General features: G+C 42.7%; 14 protein-coding genes. 12 read left to right on the top strand and 2 right to left on the bottom strand.

What is annotated here, in order from left to right; translation table 11 throughout:
- Window positions 1-169 precede the first annotated feature (169 nt).
- The 8 genes from BLS03_RS14515 (at window position 170) to BLS03_RS14480 (ending at window position 11,186) form a co-directional block, all read left to right on the top strand.
- The gene (locus BLS03_RS14515; protein WP_093275343.1) at window positions 170-997 is read left to right on the top strand and encodes an AraC family transcriptional regulator; all 828 of its coding nucleotides are present in this window, start codon (window positions 170-172) and stop codon (window positions 995-997) included.
- 48 nt (window positions 998-1,045) lie between these two features.
- Window positions 1,046-1,684: a LysE family translocator gene (locus BLS03_RS14510; protein ID WP_093275341.1), complete on the top strand. Its 639-nt coding sequence runs from the start codon at window positions 1,046-1,048 to the stop codon at window positions 1,682-1,684.
- A 770-nt stretch (window positions 1,685-2,454) separates the two neighbouring features.
- Entirely contained in the window at window positions 2,455-3,570 is a 1,116-nt protein-coding gene (locus BLS03_RS14505; protein WP_093275338.1) for a Fic family protein, read from the top strand.
- Between the two features lie 75 nt (window positions 3,571-3,645).
- Window positions 3,646-4,572: an alpha/beta hydrolase gene (locus BLS03_RS14500; RefSeq protein WP_093275336.1), complete on the top strand. Its 927-nt coding sequence runs from the start codon at window positions 3,646-3,648 to the stop codon at window positions 4,570-4,572.
- A gap of 161 nt (window positions 4,573-4,733) precedes the next feature.
- On the top strand, window positions 4,734-5,510 hold the full coding sequence (locus BLS03_RS14495) for an SDR family NAD(P)-dependent oxidoreductase (RefSeq protein ID WP_093275333.1): 777 nt from the start codon (window positions 4,734-4,736) through the stop codon (window positions 5,508-5,510).
- 371 nt (window positions 5,511-5,881) lie between these two features.
- Window positions 5,882-6,904 (top strand): sugar kinase, encoded by a 1,023-nt coding sequence (locus BLS03_RS14490; protein ID WP_093275330.1) that lies wholly within the window; start codon window positions 5,882-5,884, stop codon window positions 6,902-6,904.
- A gap of 1,123 nt (window positions 6,905-8,027) precedes the next feature.
- Entirely contained in the window at window positions 8,028-9,635 is a 1,608-nt protein-coding gene (locus BLS03_RS14485) for a methyl-accepting chemotaxis protein (RefSeq protein WP_093275327.1), read from the top strand.
- A 201-nt stretch (window positions 9,636-9,836) separates the two neighbouring features.
- Window positions 9,837-11,186 (top strand): sensor domain-containing diguanylate cyclase, encoded by a 1,350-nt coding sequence (locus BLS03_RS14480; protein WP_093275325.1) that lies wholly within the window; start codon window positions 9,837-9,839, stop codon window positions 11,184-11,186.
- Between the two features lie 68 nt (window positions 11,187-11,254).
- On the opposite strand, the gene BLS03_RS14475 is transcribed toward BLS03_RS14480, so the two are convergent.
- Window positions 11,255-11,722, bottom strand: coding sequence for a phosphate-starvation-inducible protein PsiE (locus BLS03_RS14475; RefSeq protein ID WP_093275374.1), 468 nt, complete (start codon window positions 11,720-11,722; stop codon window positions 11,255-11,257).
- A 503-nt stretch (window positions 11,723-12,225) separates the two neighbouring features.
- Between BLS03_RS14475 and BLS03_RS14470 the strand changes: the two genes are divergently transcribed.
- Together BLS03_RS14470 and BLS03_RS14465 are read left to right on the top strand one after the other, a co-directional pair.
- Complete coding sequence (locus tag BLS03_RS14470; protein ID WP_093275322.1) at window positions 12,226-12,360, top strand: entericidin EcnAB; 135 nt, start codon at window positions 12,226-12,228, stop codon at window positions 12,358-12,360.
- Window positions 12,361-13,223: 863 nt separating this feature from the next.
- The gene (locus BLS03_RS14465) at window positions 13,224-13,838 is read left to right on the top strand and encodes a YagU family protein (RefSeq protein WP_093275319.1); all 615 of its coding nucleotides are present in this window, start codon (window positions 13,224-13,226) and stop codon (window positions 13,836-13,838) included.
- Between the two features lie 134 nt (window positions 13,839-13,972).
- On the opposite strand, the gene BLS03_RS14460 is transcribed toward BLS03_RS14465, so the two are convergent.
- A complete protein-coding gene (locus BLS03_RS14460; protein WP_093275317.1) occupies window positions 13,973-14,932 on the bottom strand; it encodes a hypothetical protein in 960 nt (319 codons plus the stop codon).
- Between the two features lie 428 nt (window positions 14,933-15,360).
- On the opposite strand from BLS03_RS14460, the gene BLS03_RS26205 reads away from it, so the two are divergent.
- Together BLS03_RS26205 and BLS03_RS14455 are read left to right on the top strand one after the other, a co-directional pair.
- On the top strand, window positions 15,361-15,537 hold the full coding sequence (locus tag BLS03_RS26205) for a 2-dehydropantoate 2-reductase N-terminal domain-containing protein (RefSeq protein WP_143015637.1): 177 nt from the start codon (window positions 15,361-15,363) through the stop codon (window positions 15,535-15,537).
- A complete protein-coding gene (locus tag BLS03_RS14455) occupies window positions 15,482-15,679 on the top strand; it encodes a DUF1440 domain-containing protein (protein ID WP_281241236.1) in 198 nt (65 codons plus the stop codon). Before BLS03_RS26205 ends, BLS03_RS14455 begins: the two co-directional genes overlap by 56 nt.
- The last annotated feature ends 25 nt before the right edge of the window (window positions 15,680-15,704 follow it).

The following is a 15,704-nucleotide window of genomic DNA, read 5'->3' as shown; positions in this document are numbered from 1 at the left end:
CCGCCCAGTAATAGGGTGGTATTTCATGCTTCCGCAACAAAATATGGATTTGCGTTCGATAGCGTCTAGTTGTTTCTGGCCATTTAGGTTAAATTCCTAAAATTCTCTTTGTGCCATTGCACTGACTAATCAACACACGCGAACAAAGGATTGGGAGCATACGAAGAGCATGACGGTTCGAAATATTAATCAAAGTTTTTGGAGCAGTAAACAGTTACCTTATCTGACGGTTCGCTCAACATTCCATAGTCGTCAAAGCTATAAGCAGCATTCGCATTCCGAGTTATCACTAGGGCTAATAATGCAAGGGACAACATGTTTGTCCATGGATGGCGAAACGTTAATTTTAAATCAAGCTTCCGGCGTATTTATTCAACCCCATAAAGTGCATGCTTGTAATCCAGTTCGCAATCATCCGCGTAGCTATCTAATGCTCTATCTTGATAATCAATGGTGCTGCGACATTTTATCCGCTTTATATGGGTATTCGGTTGACAAGTTTGTTTGTGATATTCGGCTCGTTTCCGCATCTAAAACATTGGCGCTCAGCGTGTTACTCAACGAGTTAATAGAGAATGAACGCCCAGAACAGGCTTTGAAAGTTGAATCTTTGCTGTTCGAGTTAATCTGTGGACACTGTTCACCACAAAGAGTTGAGGCGTCAGATACTTTGTGTGCAACGCTTAAAAAACGTTTACTAGCCGATATCACCAATCCTCCTTCACTTAAAGATCTCGCACTGGAATTGGATAGAAGTCAGGAAGGGTTGATTCGGCATTTCAAGCAACATTTTGGCATTACTCCGAAGGCCTTTGTGAATAATCACCGCATTGAGAAAGCAAAGCTGCTATTGAAATCGGGAATCAATATTGTCGATGTTGCGATTGAAGTTGGCTTTTCAGATCAAAGCCAGTTACATCGAGCTTTTGTTAATTATGCAGCATGCACACCAAGACAATATCAACACCTAACGTCAATTTTCGACAATAACTTCTAATCTCTATTTCCTATAGTGCAAGCCCAATTTTCGGCTATAGGTTCTTTCATGTTCATATCGACTGTGTTGCCCGCTGCGTTTCCCGCGTTGGCGATTGCCCATTTCTTGGCGCTATTAAGCCCTGGACAAGATTTTTTTCTCATCTCTGCCCATGCTATTCGTCATAATCTGAAAGGAAGCCAGTTTATTTGCTTGGGTGTTGCAATCGGGAATGCCATCTATATAGCTGCGGCAGTATTTGGATGGACAGGGATTCGAGATAATCCAAGTTTGTTCTGCGTGATAGAGCTCGCTGGTGGTGCTTATTTGCTTTGGCTAGGTGCTCAATTGTTAAAAAGCGGACCTAACAGTGAACTCTTAGAGAGTTATCGAGGGCATCGCTTATCAGCTCTGAAGCAGTTGTGGCTGGGACTAAATTCTGCGCTCTTAAACCCTAAAAACGCTCTGTTTTACATGAGTTTAATGAGTGTGATTCTAGGTAATCATGTCACTATGATTCAACAAGTATTTTGCGGTGTTTGGATGTTCTCGGTAGTGTTGTTATGGGACATACTTGTCGCCGCGATTATTGGTCATGAGCAGGTACAACGTCGGCTATTGAATAAGATTCATCTTATTGAACGCGTCGCAGGGGCTATTTTGATTGGGATTGGAATGATGCTTTTTGCTCATTATCTACCGATTTAATTAAGTCACTTAAAGAGACTCCAAGGCTTTTTTGGTTCCTTTTGAGCCAGCAAAAGGAACTGGTGCGCTATCGTAACAGCTAAGAAAACACAACAAGCCTTAGCGCATCATACAACTCGCCTTAAGTTATCTTGAAAAAGCAACGTAATGCTTGATAAAACTAAAACAAATTACTAGGCAAAAATTCAGGACGAATTTTTAGGTTTTCCGCGTTGGGAACGCGTAAAACCGTGCCGAACAACGCCAGAGAATTCAAGGCTTTTTTGGTTCCTTTTGAGCCAGAAAAAGGAACTGGTGCGCTATCGTAACAGCTAAGAAAACACAACAAGCCTTAGCGCATCATACAACTCGCCTTAAGTTATCTTGAAAAAGCAACGTAATGCTTGATAAAACTAAAACAAATTACTAGGCAAAAATTCAGGACGAATTTTTAGGTTTTCCGCGTTGGGAACGCGTAAAACCGTGCCGAACAACGCCAGAGAGTTCAAGGCTTTTTTGGTTCCTTTTGAGCCAGCAAAAGGAACTGGTGCGCTATCGTAACAGCTAAGAAAACAGAACAAGCTTTAGCGCATCATACAACTCGCCTTAAGTTATTTTGAAAAAGTAACGTAAAGCTTAATAAAACCAAATTATCCCATCACCCAAATCCACTTTCTTAACCTACATAAAAACGAGCTATTCCGTGAGGCAATAAACTGCTATATTTGACTCATTATATGAGGCAAATAATTTTTCTAATTGCCTCATAAGCCAATAGTGTGGAGTAGAATATGTGGATCTGGCAGCAACCTGAGTGGCCTAACTTTGATTGGAGCAGTGATGATATTAACGCATTGCTGCGTGAAGTGCGCTTCAATCAAGGGGTTTTACTTGGAAAAATGACCGCGATAGAGGGTGATCAGCAGCGCACCATTCTCGATACGTTACTGGCCAATATCGTCCATTCCAGTGCTATCGAGGGAGAGAAACTCAACGCCTACTCGGTGCGTTCCTCACTCGCAAATCGACTTGGTATCAGTGAAACTCAGCCATATCCGACCTCGGAGCAAAGTGATGGCTTAGCCGATATCGCCCTTGATGCTATCACCAACTTGGACACGCCGCTGACGCTGGAAAGAATTCTCAACTGGCACCAGCGACTATTTCCAACAGGGCTTGGGTTATTAAACCCGGTTGTTGGAGGAAGCTTGCGAGGCGAGGCGCCGATGCAAGTGGTGTCTGGCAGGCTTGACCGTCCGGTGGTGCACTTTGAAGCGCCGCCAAGACAAGGGCTCGAGCAGGAACTTGAACGCTTTATCACTTGGTTTAATCACAGTCGTGATGACAAAAGTCTAGACCCATTATTGCGAGCTGCGATGACTCACTTATGGTTTGTCACCTTGCACCCGCTTGATGATGGTAATGGCCGTATCACTAGGCTTTTGACCGATCTAGCACTGGCACAGTCGGAGCAGCAATCGGTTCGTTTTTACGCGATGTCGGTGAGCATCCTTGCCAAGCGCAGCAGCTATTATGATGTGTTGGAGCAAAGCCAAAAAGGCACGTTGGACATCACGCCGTGGCTGAGCTGGTTCTTGCAAACCCTTAATGACAGCATCGAGCATGTGCTCGCAGACATCAGTAGCACTGTGCGCAAAACCAATTTTTGGCGTCATATCGACCAAACTCAACTTGCGGCCCCTCAAGTTAAAGTGCTCAATCGACTGCTCGATGGCGATTTTGAACAAGGCATTAACGCCAGCCAGTACCAAAAGGTAACCAAAGTCAGTCGAGCAACGGCGACGCGCCATTTGACCCAACTGGTCGAACTTGGTTGCTTGGCGAAAACCGCCGCTGGTGGGCGCAGTACTCGTTACCAAATCAGTGCAATAAGTGAGCAAAAATAGAGTGGCTGTATATATGTACAGTATCTTACTGAAAGGTTACAATTTGCGATATTTGATTGGAATGAGGACACTTTTATGATGCAGCCCCTTGAACAAGGAATTCGATCTCTGGTTGAGCAATTTATCGAGTCCGGGCGGCCGTGCCCATCGTTACTCGATATTGAGCAAAGACGGCAGGGCTACGTTGCCAGTTGTGTCTTAGCCGGCGAAGGGCCCGAGATGGCAGAAGTACTGGTGGATGATCTTGATGGCATTTTGGTCAAAGTGTTCAAACCAACGTTGCAAGCGCCGCTGCCCATCACCGTCTATTTTCACGGTGGCTGTTTTATCAGTGGTGGGTTTGATACTCACGATCAACAGCTAAAGCAAATTGCAAAGCTCTCTGGCAGCATCGTTATCTGCATCCAATATCGGTTAGCGCCGGAACATGTTTATCCTGCGGCTCATGATGATGTGTATAAAGCAGTGACGTTAATCAAGCAGTTAGGCGGAAAATATGGTGCTGACACTAATCGTATTACGTTTGTTGGCGACAGTGCTGGTGCGCAATTGGCGTTGATCACCAGTTTGCGTCTGAACGCTCAGCAAGATTGGCTACCTTCGAAACAAATTCTTATTTATCCAATGCTTGACCCAACGGGCAGTTCAGAAAGTTATCGGCAAAACGGCGACGATTATATCATTACGGCCAGAATGCTACTTTCAGGATTTGATATGTATACCAGCGAACTGTCGCGCCAAGAGGTTGCAAACAACCCAGAACTGAGTCCGCTTACTTGCGCAAATTTCACCGGGTTGCCGCCGACCAACATCATCACAGCGCAATTCGACCCTTTGCGAGATGAAGGGGAGGCGTTATACGAATTGCTGATTGCCTCTGGAGTTGAAACCACATGCCAACGTTATTTCGGCGTTGTTCATGGTTTTCATCAGTTGTCTGCCGTCAGTGAGAGCGCTAAACAGTGCTTGCGGTATATTGCCGAACAAATAAAGCAGGGTTGATATGCCTTGCTAATAGTGACATGTCACCAGTAGCTATCGCACTTTTGATGTTATCAAACATATAAAATTTGCCGATTTCATACAAATTGACTTTAAATTTGAAACTGTGTTTTAAAACTGGATAATCTGAAGTTGTTTTGAATAGCCCAAAGGATGACACCATGTTTAACGATTTGCGCGACAAGCGCGTGATTATTACAGGATCAACGGGAGGCATCGGCCTTGCGACCGCAAAATATTTGGCGCAGGCTGGGGCGCATGTGACTTTGACGTCTTATCGCGAGCATCAAGATATCGAGAAGACTATTGCAGAAATCGAGCAGCTTGGTGGCACGGCCAGTTTTCACCAAGTCGATTTTGCCAATGATGATGCTTGTGAGCGTTTTGTGACTGATTTTGTTACCAAGTTTGGTAGCATTGATGTGCTTATTAACAACGTCGGCGGTTTGGTTGGACGTAAAACCACCGAAGAGATTGACGCACAATTTTTCGACGATGTAGCGTATCTCAACATGCGCTCGGCGCAAACTATGGTGCGTTTGACGCTGCCATATTTAAAGCAATCGGCGCAGCAAAATAATTGGTCTGCTTCGGTCATCAGTGTCGGTTCGATTGCCGCCGATTCAGGTGGCGGCCCGGGTGCATCACTGTATGCCGCTTCAAAAGGCTGGCTTCACAGCATTAATCGCGCTTGGGCAAAAACCTACGCCAAAGACAACATTCGTTTCAATATCGTCTCGCCAGGCACGGTTGATACCGCATTTCATGCCGATAAGGATGACGCCGCCAAAGCGCGTATCAGCCAAGGTATTCCAATGGGACGTCTAGGCAGTGCAGAAGAGATGGCGCCAACCTTTGGTTACCTTGCATCGCATGCGATGTCTGGTTATGTTACTGGCCAAATTCTGCATATTAATGGCGGCCAATATATGGCTTAGTCTAATTTATAGCTTGGTTCAAGCTATGGCGCAGTACCGCTGGACTCACATGGTTACCAGCTAAAAATTCTTAACTATTGAACCCATCGATGCCCGGCGAAGTGCTGGGCATTTTTATGCTTAGAATTCAGCGCGTAGCTGATCTTTATTGGTAAGATTTAATAAATAGAATCGGTGTTTTAAATAAATTAGTTTATTGGTTTGTTTTTATAAATTAATTTGTCGCATTTTGTCGAACCTCAAGCTTTTTACTTTGTCGAGCCTGTACCATAGCCAAGATTTAGCCAATTATGGTCAAGGTCTGCGCGCGAATTTTTTAGCGATAACGCCGCACTGCGCGCCGCCGATTTTTATGCGTAAAGGATGATTCAATGAAAACATTAACATTTGGCGAGATGATGCTGCGTCTAAAGCCGCTCGCGTTTGAACGTATTTTGCAAACCAACGGTTTTGAGGCCGCTTATGGCGGAGCCGAGGCCAATGTCGCGGTATCGCTGGCTCAGCTAGGCCACCACAGCGGTTATTTAACCAAGTTGCCAAATAATCCACTTGGCGAAGCCGCGATTGGTACGCTACGCAAATTTGGTGTTGATACATCACGTGTACTTCGCGGTGGCCCGCGCCTTGGTATGTATTTCTTTGAAAAAGGCAATGGCGCACGTTCAACCAGTGTTGTATATGACCGCGCTGGCAGTTCGATTGCAACGGCAGATACCGAAGAGTTTGATTGGCCTACGCTGCTTGATGGTGTTGAAGTGTTTTATTTTTCTGGTATCACACCTGCGATTTCTAAATCGTTAGAGCTTGCGCTAAAAGCTGGGCTTGAATATTGCCAAGCAAACCAAATTCAAGTGGTGTGCGATCTCAACTACCGCGGCAAAATGTGGCAGCCAGAGACGGCGCAAAAAGTCATGGCGGAACTGATGCCGTTTGTCGATGTGTGCATTGCCAACGATGAAGATTTCGAAGCCATGCTCGGCATTAAGGCATTCGACGGAGATTTATCTCACGGCATCGACCAAATTGAAGACTTCCGCGTTGGCATGCAAGAAATCACCAAGCGTTATCCAAACTGTAAAACTGTAGCCAGCGTACTGCGTAATATTCATTCGGTCGAACAAAGCGATTGGATGGCCATTCTTTATCAAGATGGCAAGTTCTACGAAACGCCGACTCACCATATTAATGTGATGGAAGGGGTCGCAGCAGGTGATGCGTTTGGTGCAGGCTTACTGCATGGATTGCTGAGCGGGCTCGATGGTCAAGAAACGATTGAATTTGCGATTGCGGCAAGTGTGCTCAAGCTATCAGTCAGCGGCGATTTGAATTTAGTCACCGAAGCCGAAATTCGCGCCGCCATGTCAAAGGGCAGTAATGCTCGTTTAAGCCGCTAATCACACGTCATTTTCCCCTCAAAAATCGAATAAGCGCTAAGGCTTAACAACCGAAGCGCTTTTTTCTTCCCTTAGTGATAACACATACTTCAACTCGGTTGTGTCGCCAAATTTTTCGTCCACAACGCCAATAACAGTTACAAATACAGTGAATTTGACCGCGAACAAGCTGACTATTATGCGGTGTTCGGCCAGCATCAAAGCCGTCACCAAATCGGTAAGCCGATCACAGCACTTGTGCGCAACATAAAATTGTCCAAGCCCTGAGCGATTCAGTTGAAGAGTTACAACAATTTGGCTTTGCTGCCAATCAAAAATGGGGCAGTGTGCTTCGTGAAACTACGAGGGGAAATACGATTGCCCTACACAAGGTTCTTATATTAAAGGAGTGCTAAATGGTGAAATTCCAGCCAGCTCCACTGACTAAAAAGTTTTTCCGCATATATTATTTGGCAGTGCATATATACAGCTTAGCGAATGGCTAGATGGGAAAATAATCATCGAATGGCTATTAACCCTGGCTTGCGTGATGGCATCGATTCTATCCCAAGAACTCAACAACTGAATTTTTATGAAAAAACGTTTGTGCCCAATTACGTTCCATCAAGACTCACTGGGTGCTACGAATATTGTTGCAAGCAAACGCTTGATTTTAAATTAAGTGAGCGAATTTTATATATGTATAAAGGTTTTGTTTTACCGAGACTTTATTTGCGTGATTTCAATATAAATTACTGATATTAATCTATTTTTTATCTTGTGTGACATGCTGGTTGTTGAGTTTGATTATCAGAGGGTTATCTTGGAATTGATAACGGTAATCTATTTTTTTATTTGGAAGTAATATTAAATTCGTTCAATATTTTGTCTATTCATAAAATAATGAAACTTATTGAGTATGACATTTTAATTTGGTGATTTTTTCTTAAAAATAAGACGATTTAGGTACAAATAGTATTTATTACCATTTGATAGCATTGATTTTTTCGAAAAAAATACATACGACTTCAAACTTTTAAAAAAATAGACTGATTTTATAAATTACATCTTGAATTTATTGTCATCTAAACGTTATAAAACCTAAAAATAACAATAATATTAGTAGTGATAAAAGGAAGTCTTAATGACGATAAAGAAAAAGTTCTTTATAGCGCTTTTGGTCTTGGCGCTGGGAGTTATTTTTCAATCCCTGTTTTTGGCATATCAGAGTACAAAAATTCATAACACATCGGTGTATATCGCTGATGCGGTTGAGCCGATAGTCAAAAAGAGCTATCAGCTCAAAATTGCGGTGATTCAGATTCAACAGTGGCTGACTGACATCAGTGCAACGCGTGGACAAGATGGTCTCAATGATGGGATTGATGTGGCGACCGAAAACTACCAAAGCGCAAAATCGCTGCTGCTGGAGCTTGCGAAATTAGACGTGGATAATGCACAGTTTTACCAGCAAATGGCGCCAACGCTTGACCAATATTTCCAGACAGGTCAAAAAATGGCACACGCTTATATCGAGGGTGGACCAGCAAGCGGCAACAAAATTATGGCTGAATTTGATAAAGCCGCAGAGGCGATTTCTGATTCGGTAGAGCATGCGATGTCGTTGTCTGCGGACCGTTCTAAAACACTACTCAATAATCAAACTGAATACACTAGCAGTATTGAGATAGCTGTATATTCGCTGGCGGTTGCGTTTATTGCTTCGCTAGCAGTGCTGTATGTGGTGATTCAAACAAGCCTGCTAAAACCACTTAAAGCATTGACCGATATGGCCCAAGATCTCGCCACTGGCGAAGGGGATTTGACGAAAAGGCTCGATGATTCACGCTCTGATGAATTGGGGATTACCAGCCGTCATATTAATAATTTTATTGAAAAAACTCAGGCAACGGTTAAAACCGTTGCTGACATGACTCAAGCGCTAACTCAACAAGCAAAAATATTTCAAGATTCCGCTGCTGACGTTGAAAAGCAAATGGTTCATCAACGTCAGGTGACGGATAAAGCCCGTCAAGATGTCAGTGAAATGACGGTATCGGCGAGAGAAGTCGCGCAATACACGACCAATGCAGCAACAGACACTGAATCGGTCAATGCGCTAACCGAGCAGGGGCGTGAGCATAGCGAGTCAACGACTCAGCATTTAACCGAGTTGGTCAGCCGAATGCAAAGCGCGCAAACTGTGATTCAACATCTTGGCGAAGACAGCGAAAACATCGGCCAAGTTCTTGATGTCATTATCGCCATTTCTGAGCAGACTAATTTGTTGGCGTTGAATGCCGCGATTGAGGCGGCTAGGGCTGGTGAGCAAGGGCGGGGCTTTGCGGTGGTTGCCGATGAGGTACGCTCACTTGCCGGACGCTCGCAAAACTCTAGCCAAGATATTCAAGATATCGTTACACGCTTACAAAGCAATGTTCAGCAAGCGGTTGATGCGATTCAAATTGGTAACGACTACGCGAGTCAGTCGCTTAGTTCGGTGGATACGCTTAAGCAGTCGTTAGCTGTGATTGCAGATAATGTGCAAAACATTAATCAGATGAACATTCAGATTGCCTCGTCGGCTGAAGAGCAGAGTTATGTTGCGGCAGGTGTTGAACAAAACATCGTGAGCATTGCTGAGGCAACGCAAGCCAATTCGCGCAGTATCGAATCGGTCAGACAAGCGGGTCAGCAACTTGGTATTGATGTCGCGAAGCTTGAGCAAATAGTGGGTCAATTCAAATATTGATGATTGAGCACCTATGGTGAGAAGTGGGGCGCTGTTTAGCGCCTCATTTTTCATTCCAATCATATAGGTAGCTCGACGTTTTTTATCGCCTGGTATACAGTAATTATTAATGCTTAAGTGAAGTTTGCTACTCATCCAAAAGTGCTTGTTTATCAGTCATGAACTATGGTTTATGAGTGGCTCAAATAAGGTTAACTTGGTGTGCTAAAACAACGATATTTTACAGCCAATTCGGTGATTTCTGCGGTGACATGGCTGATTTCTACCATGATGATTTTGATTGCCGTGTTGGTCATGTTTTTCCTCAAAACGCTCGATGACAAAGAAATAGAGGACCTCCATGAGCGCGTCGTGATCGCGCTCAATAAAGAAAAAGACGAATTGGTGAAACTCAATATGGAATATTCCTTTTGGGATCTTTCCTATCAAAATACCGTTGAGCGTCGAGATCAAAAGTGGGTCGATGACATGTATCGCGACTATTTGGTCCCTACTTATAACTTGAGCTTTATTGCGCTTATTTATCGCGATAAGACGGTGGAACTGCTTGGTAAACATGAGGAAAGTAAGCCATTTAATCAACAACTCAACTCGTTAATGTCTTCTTCTATTATGGAAAAGTTCGACATGATCCAGAATCAGGATCTGTCTGCCTTGCATCAGTCATTTTTTACCAAGTTTCAGGGCACCGTCTATTTAGTCAGTGCTGAACCGTTTTTGTATGATGAGAGCGAAACCGTTGTTGATGGTTCGCTGTTGGTATTGGCCAGAGAACTCACCCCAGAGTTTCTTAATGAACTTAGCGGCCAATTTAAATTGCCCAATCTCTCGTTTGATTCAAATACTAAACATGATGACAGTTTGCTTTTGACCGGGCCGAAACAACATATCTCGGTCGGTGAGTTATTTTGGCAAAGCGATAAACTTTCCTCACAAATTGGTCCTTATCTCTATACCATTTTGGCGGCGTTCTTTATTTTTACGATCGTGTTGACTCGTTGGATACTGAAAAAAGATTTAAGCGATCTCAGTGATTACCAAGATAAATTATTTCACGCGGCAACGACCGATGTGCTGACAGGGCTTGCCAACCGTCGCTACTTTATGGAATTTGGCAATAAAGAAATGAAAATCAATTTATTGCAGAAAAAGTCTATGGCGGTGTTGATATTGGATATCGACCACTTTAAATCGATCAATGACCGTTATGGTCATGCCATTGGTGACCAAGCACTGAAGCATTTTGCCGACATCTGCCGACGCAATATTCGTGACAGTGACATCTTTGGCCGAGTCGGCGGCGAAGAGTTCGCGATATTACTCAACGAGTACGCAGAGGAGCAGGCGCTAAAGTTGGCGGAAAGGATGCGTGTGTTGGTAAGCCATTCGCCCCTTATTATCGGTGACCGGCGTATCGAATTGACGGTGAGTATTGGCTTAGCCATGTTGGCTAATAAGCATTGTACGTTTGACGAGTTACTCGATAACGCCGATAAGGCGCTATACGAAGCCAAAAACTCAGGTAGAAACATCGTAATATTATCGCGTTGATAGCACGAATGGTGACTCAATAACGGTTGCCTATTACTGGTTTAATCGCGCTATTTACACAAATCGCATTACTCTCGTTCTTCACGGTTTTCTTGTTCTGCACGCTTTTTGTCGAGGGGATGACAGCGTTTGGCTATGGTCTCATAGGGCCAGAAATAATGACCAACACGAATCACGATAGTCGCTATGGCTAAAATAAGTGCCGATAGTGACAGCCATACCACAAACACTCCATCAAGTTCTTTCATTCCGAGCGTGATGTATCGGGCAATCGCCATGATGGCGATGTAAATTGGGTAACGCACCGGAATTTTGCCGTTAGTGACAAACTGCTGCACCATAGACAGTACTTCGAGATAAATAAACATCAGTAAAATGTCCGTGAGTAACACGCTTTGCTCGGTAAACACATGCAGGAATTCATTACCAATCGCAAATAGGGTGGCGAGCGTAATCGCGACGAGAAGTATCGCTTCAACGATGTGGTAAATCTTTAAAAATATCTTTGAAAAACTTTCAGGTAGTTTGGTGCCCATAATTTTTTCGTCCTTGAAAATAATGGTTCCAGCATAGCGAGCTTGTTCATCAGCGGTCAATTTCTTGATGCCTCTAATCACATCTTAGTTCAAAGAAAGCTGCAATAACTTGCATTATAGTATCGTTTGCAATCGACCAAATTCAGGGCTTCATGCCGGCGTTAAAAAGCTAAACGCACGCCAAATTGTGTTATCACTGAGACACTTAGGGAATAAATCACCTAGAGTAAACGCTTGGCAGTAACGCTTTGTATGGTGCGTTTTTTAACGCCTAGGGGAGTCTAGCTTAGATATTTTATTAAAAAACATGATGTTAAGTTCAAACGCTACCCAAAGGAGAGTATATGGCTGAGTTTCTTCAAAGGTTTAGCACGAATTTCCTAACAATAAATTTACTTATCCAAGCTGCCTAAACGTGATGGAATGCTGTACTTAATACCAAACATAGTTACGTTTCGTTTGGTATTTACTTGATTGAAACCGTCGAAAATAGGGGTAATACCATGAGAATTTCGTTGTTAGTTGTTGCTATGGCATTTGTACTAGGTGGCTGTTCAAACACTTGGGAAGGCGTTAAAGATGATTCATCGAAAGTTTGGAACGACAGCAAAGAAGCGGTTCATGACGCGACAGAATAATCCGGCGCGATAGAATGTAAATAACGTGACCTTAGTTTTGTCTACGGTCACGTTTGCTTCTACTCAGCTTTTTATTTTGATATTCGAAGAATAAATCGACTCCTATCTCGCTTTTTAATCCCATCGATTTTCATCAAAGCTCAAATAGTACTGACTTTTTAGCTACTCGCCTGATTATTAATTAATCTAAATAACGTTATTATCAATATTAATAGATCAATTCGATACCTAGAATTGAATGGAAATTTAAATTTCTATTGTTGGTAAATTCTTAATTTGATTATCTAAAATTCACATATGAATATAAATAATCATATATAAAATCACCAGTGATAGATCATTGGACTTGGTTTGTAAGTAAATTGTTTTTATTTTGAATATTTATTGTATTAACCGCCAATGCTTTTCAATTCTTCCTAGCTAATAAAATGGAAAACTAATTTTCAATTATTAAGACTTAATGATGATTTGATAATTTTAAATGTTACTTTAATGTTGATTTTAAATTGCTTTTGTTCGAGTGTTTTAATGACTGTTTTGCATAACTTTTTAAATTTAATTTCATCGTTGTACTGCTGTATTGAACGTGTTTTAATAATATAATTCAAATAAAAACAAGTGGTTAAGTTGGTTGTTCTTATACGAATTATTTATTTTTAATATTATGAGTATTTGTGAAAATTGCGGGAAATAATTAATATATCCTTGTTGGTTACTCAACTATTATTCAGTCTAAGTTTTGGGTGGATGATCAAATTATTAAGGTTGTCTATGTTTGTTTTGAATATATTTATATTTTTTATGTGCCACAAGCGTGGTAATGTTTAGTTCCCTTTTGTTTTAATTGTCTAACGGGTATAAACATGAATTTCTTTGAACAAACCGATCCTTCAAGAAGACGTTATGGCTTAGCCGCATTTATTGGCTTAATTGCTGGTATTGTTTCTGCTTTTGTTAAGTGGGGCGCGGAAGTACCGCTACCACCACGTAGTCCTATTGATATGTTTAATGCTGCTTGCTCACCTGAAGCATTAATTCGCGCAGCCGATCAAATTGACTGCTCACGCAATTTTTTAAATCCCCCTTATGTATTTTTGCGTGATTGGTTAGGTGTTATTGATCCAAACCAAGCCGTTTACACATTTGCTGGTCATGCATTTAACTGGGTTGGTGTAACGCACATTATTTTCTCAGTTGTATTCGCGGTTGGTTACTGTGTCGTTGCTGAACAATTCCCGAAAATCAAACTTTGGCAAGGTTTGCTTGCTGGTGCACTCGCGCAGTTGTTTGTTCATATGATTTCTTTCCCACTTATGGGCTTAACACCACCACTATTTAGCCTACCGTGGTACGAGCACGTATCTGAAATCTTTGGTCACTTGGTATGGTTCTGGTCTATCGAAGTTATTCGCCGTGACCTACGTAATCGCATTACTGGCCAGCCGGATCCGGAAGTTGCGCTTGATGCCGCACGCTAATTAACGGCTCAGTCGTAAAAAGTAAAAAGTAAAAAGTAAAAAGTAAAAAGTAAAAAGTAAAAAGTAAAAAGGTCGCTTCGGCGGCCTTTTTTGTGTGCGGTGACAAAGTAAGTTGGGAAAGTTTAAGCCGAGTGTTAGCTGGCTAATATCCAATCGGAATCAATCTCATTGGTGGTAAATGAGTAGCTCTCATCATCATAAACCACAGTGACGTTATAGTAATCGTCATCCGTTTCAGTGACAGTAATACTGCTGTAATCATCTGCAAACTCGATGTCCAGATCAGTGATGGTGAGTGCGGAATTATTTTCCAGCAGCGCCTGGCTTAACGTTAGGGTAATTTCTGCATCGTCAGAGCCGTTTTCAATATACTCAAAGTTGGCAAAGTGAAGAATATCAGAATCCGAATCCAGCACTAGAGTATCGTCGCCTTCGCCGCCATCCACGTAGCGGGTCTGGGAAGCCGATGCTGCGGCATCGAGATCAAACGTGAAGGTATCGTCTCCGGCGCCAAGGTCGACATCAAATTCAGTATACTTAGTGGTGCCCGCTTCATAAGCTGAGCCCTCGGTGGTGAAAGTGACTGAATCTACACTCTCGCCAGTGGTGATGGTAAATAAGTTACTCCAGCTCGCGCCATTACTGTAAGGTACAATGGTGATATAAGTAGAGATATCAGTATTAAGAGCGGAAAGATCGATATCGCCGCGTTTGGCATCGTAAATGGCGAAAGTAATGGTATACGCCTCGGCGTAATTGTAGCCGATGCTAGCAATATCAATATGGACATCGACAAAATTGCTGATGAACAGCCTAGGGTAATAGTTGTCAAATGGCCAGTTGTCATATGAGTCGATATAAAACTCTTTCAGGCCCTGGGCGTTCCATTGTGCGGTATTAGTGACGCTTACAGAGATTCTTCCGTAGTGATAATTGGTTTCGCTGATAGTTATATCATCGCTGACTAAAGTATCAGTATCACTTTCGCTACCTGAGTAAAAATAGGTCAGGTCGAGGACAGTGCCGTTGTCTTCGGTTAAATTGGCCGCGCTGCCACTGCCATCGGTGTTTGTTTCTCCAACTATCATGGTCATAATGTTATTCATCCATATGATTTAAAAGCAAAATTATAAATTATGTAATTTTCTGTGTTGGATGATTTTTAATCAGGTTGAGTTGTAACCAATGGACGAGATAGTTCCTCGCTCGAATTAGTAATGATAAAGTTATTAATGCATTAAGACCGATAGATATCGGTTGGATGAATAGTATGATCAGTAGCCCAATAGCCCGGCTGTCTTTAACTTAACTTGAAGCCGTCATGGTGTAAGTTTCTTAGAGTAATCAATCGGGTAGTTAGCTTAAATTGGCCACTAAAGCAAAAGTTGAATGGTCTGCATTGGTATTTCTAAATGTACGTGAGGACCATGTGACATTGAACTGCCAACGCTCTGGTTTCTTCTGGATATCCTAAGCGCCGCGCCCTAAGTTAGAGTGATGGGTAGCAGATCAGGGAGGTTATATGGAAACGAGCAGTCGCTTAAATATCGCCATGATAGGGGCGGGTGGTATCAGTTGTTATTACGGCGCTAGGCTGGTGAGTACCCGGCATCTAGTGGTGTTCGTGGCTCGCACTCGCGCAGTTGTTTGTTCATATGATTTCTTTCCCACTTATGGGCTTAACACCACCACTATTTAGCCTACCGTGGTACGAGCACGTATCTGAAATCTTTGGTCACTTGGTATGGCTCTGGTCTATCGAAGTTATTCGCCGAGACCTACGCAATCGCATTAGCGGCGAGTCTGACCCCGAAGTGTCGCTAGACGCGGTATCTTGTTAATCTTACCTAACAACGAGTTGGTTAG

The organism is Vibrio xiamenensis (genome assembly GCF_900100015.1).
Classification (GTDB): Bacteria; Pseudomonadota; Gammaproteobacteria; order Enterobacterales; family Vibrionaceae; genus Vibrio; species Vibrio xiamenensis.
Note: the sequence above shows the minus strand (reverse complement) of the source record. Positions and strands in the feature narration are given on the sequence as shown.

Coding starts and splice junctions, on each gene's coding strand:
- BLS03_RS14495 (WP_093275333.1), top strand. CDS start 4,734: ATGTTTAACGATTTGCGCGACAAGCGCGTGATTATTACAGGATCAACG.
- BLS03_RS14485 (WP_093275327.1), top strand. CDS start 8,028: ATGACGATAAAGAAAAAGTTCTTTATAGCGCTTTTGGTCTTGGCGCTG.
- BLS03_RS14505 (WP_093275338.1), top strand. CDS start 2,455: ATGTGGATCTGGCAGCAACCTGAGTGGCCTAACTTTGATTGGAGCAGT.
- BLS03_RS14470 (WP_093275322.1), top strand. CDS start 12,226: ATGAGAATTTCGTTGTTAGTTGTTGCTATGGCATTTGTACTAGGTGGC.
- BLS03_RS14515 (WP_093275343.1), top strand. CDS start 170: ATGACGGTTCGAAATATTAATCAAAGTTTTTGGAGCAGTAAACAGTTA.
- BLS03_RS14475 (WP_093275374.1), bottom strand. CDS start 11,722: ATGGGCACCAAACTACCTGAAAGTTTTTCAAAGATATTTTTAAAGATT.
- BLS03_RS14460 (WP_093275317.1), bottom strand. CDS start 14,932: ATGACCATGATAGTTGGAGAAACAAACACCGATGGCAGTGGCAGCGCG.
- BLS03_RS14465 (WP_093275319.1), top strand. CDS start 13,224: ATGAATTTCTTTGAACAAACCGATCCTTCAAGAAGACGTTATGGCTTA.
- BLS03_RS14500 (WP_093275336.1), top strand. CDS start 3,646: ATGATGCAGCCCCTTGAACAAGGAATTCGATCTCTGGTTGAGCAATTT.
- BLS03_RS26205 (WP_143015637.1), top strand. CDS start 15,361: ATGGAAACGAGCAGTCGCTTAAATATCGCCATGATAGGGGCGGGTGGT.
- BLS03_RS14510 (WP_093275341.1), top strand. CDS start 1,046: ATGTTCATATCGACTGTGTTGCCCGCTGCGTTTCCCGCGTTGGCGATT.
- BLS03_RS14490 (WP_093275330.1), top strand. CDS start 5,882: ATGAAAACATTAACATTTGGCGAGATGATGCTGCGTCTAAAGCCGCTC.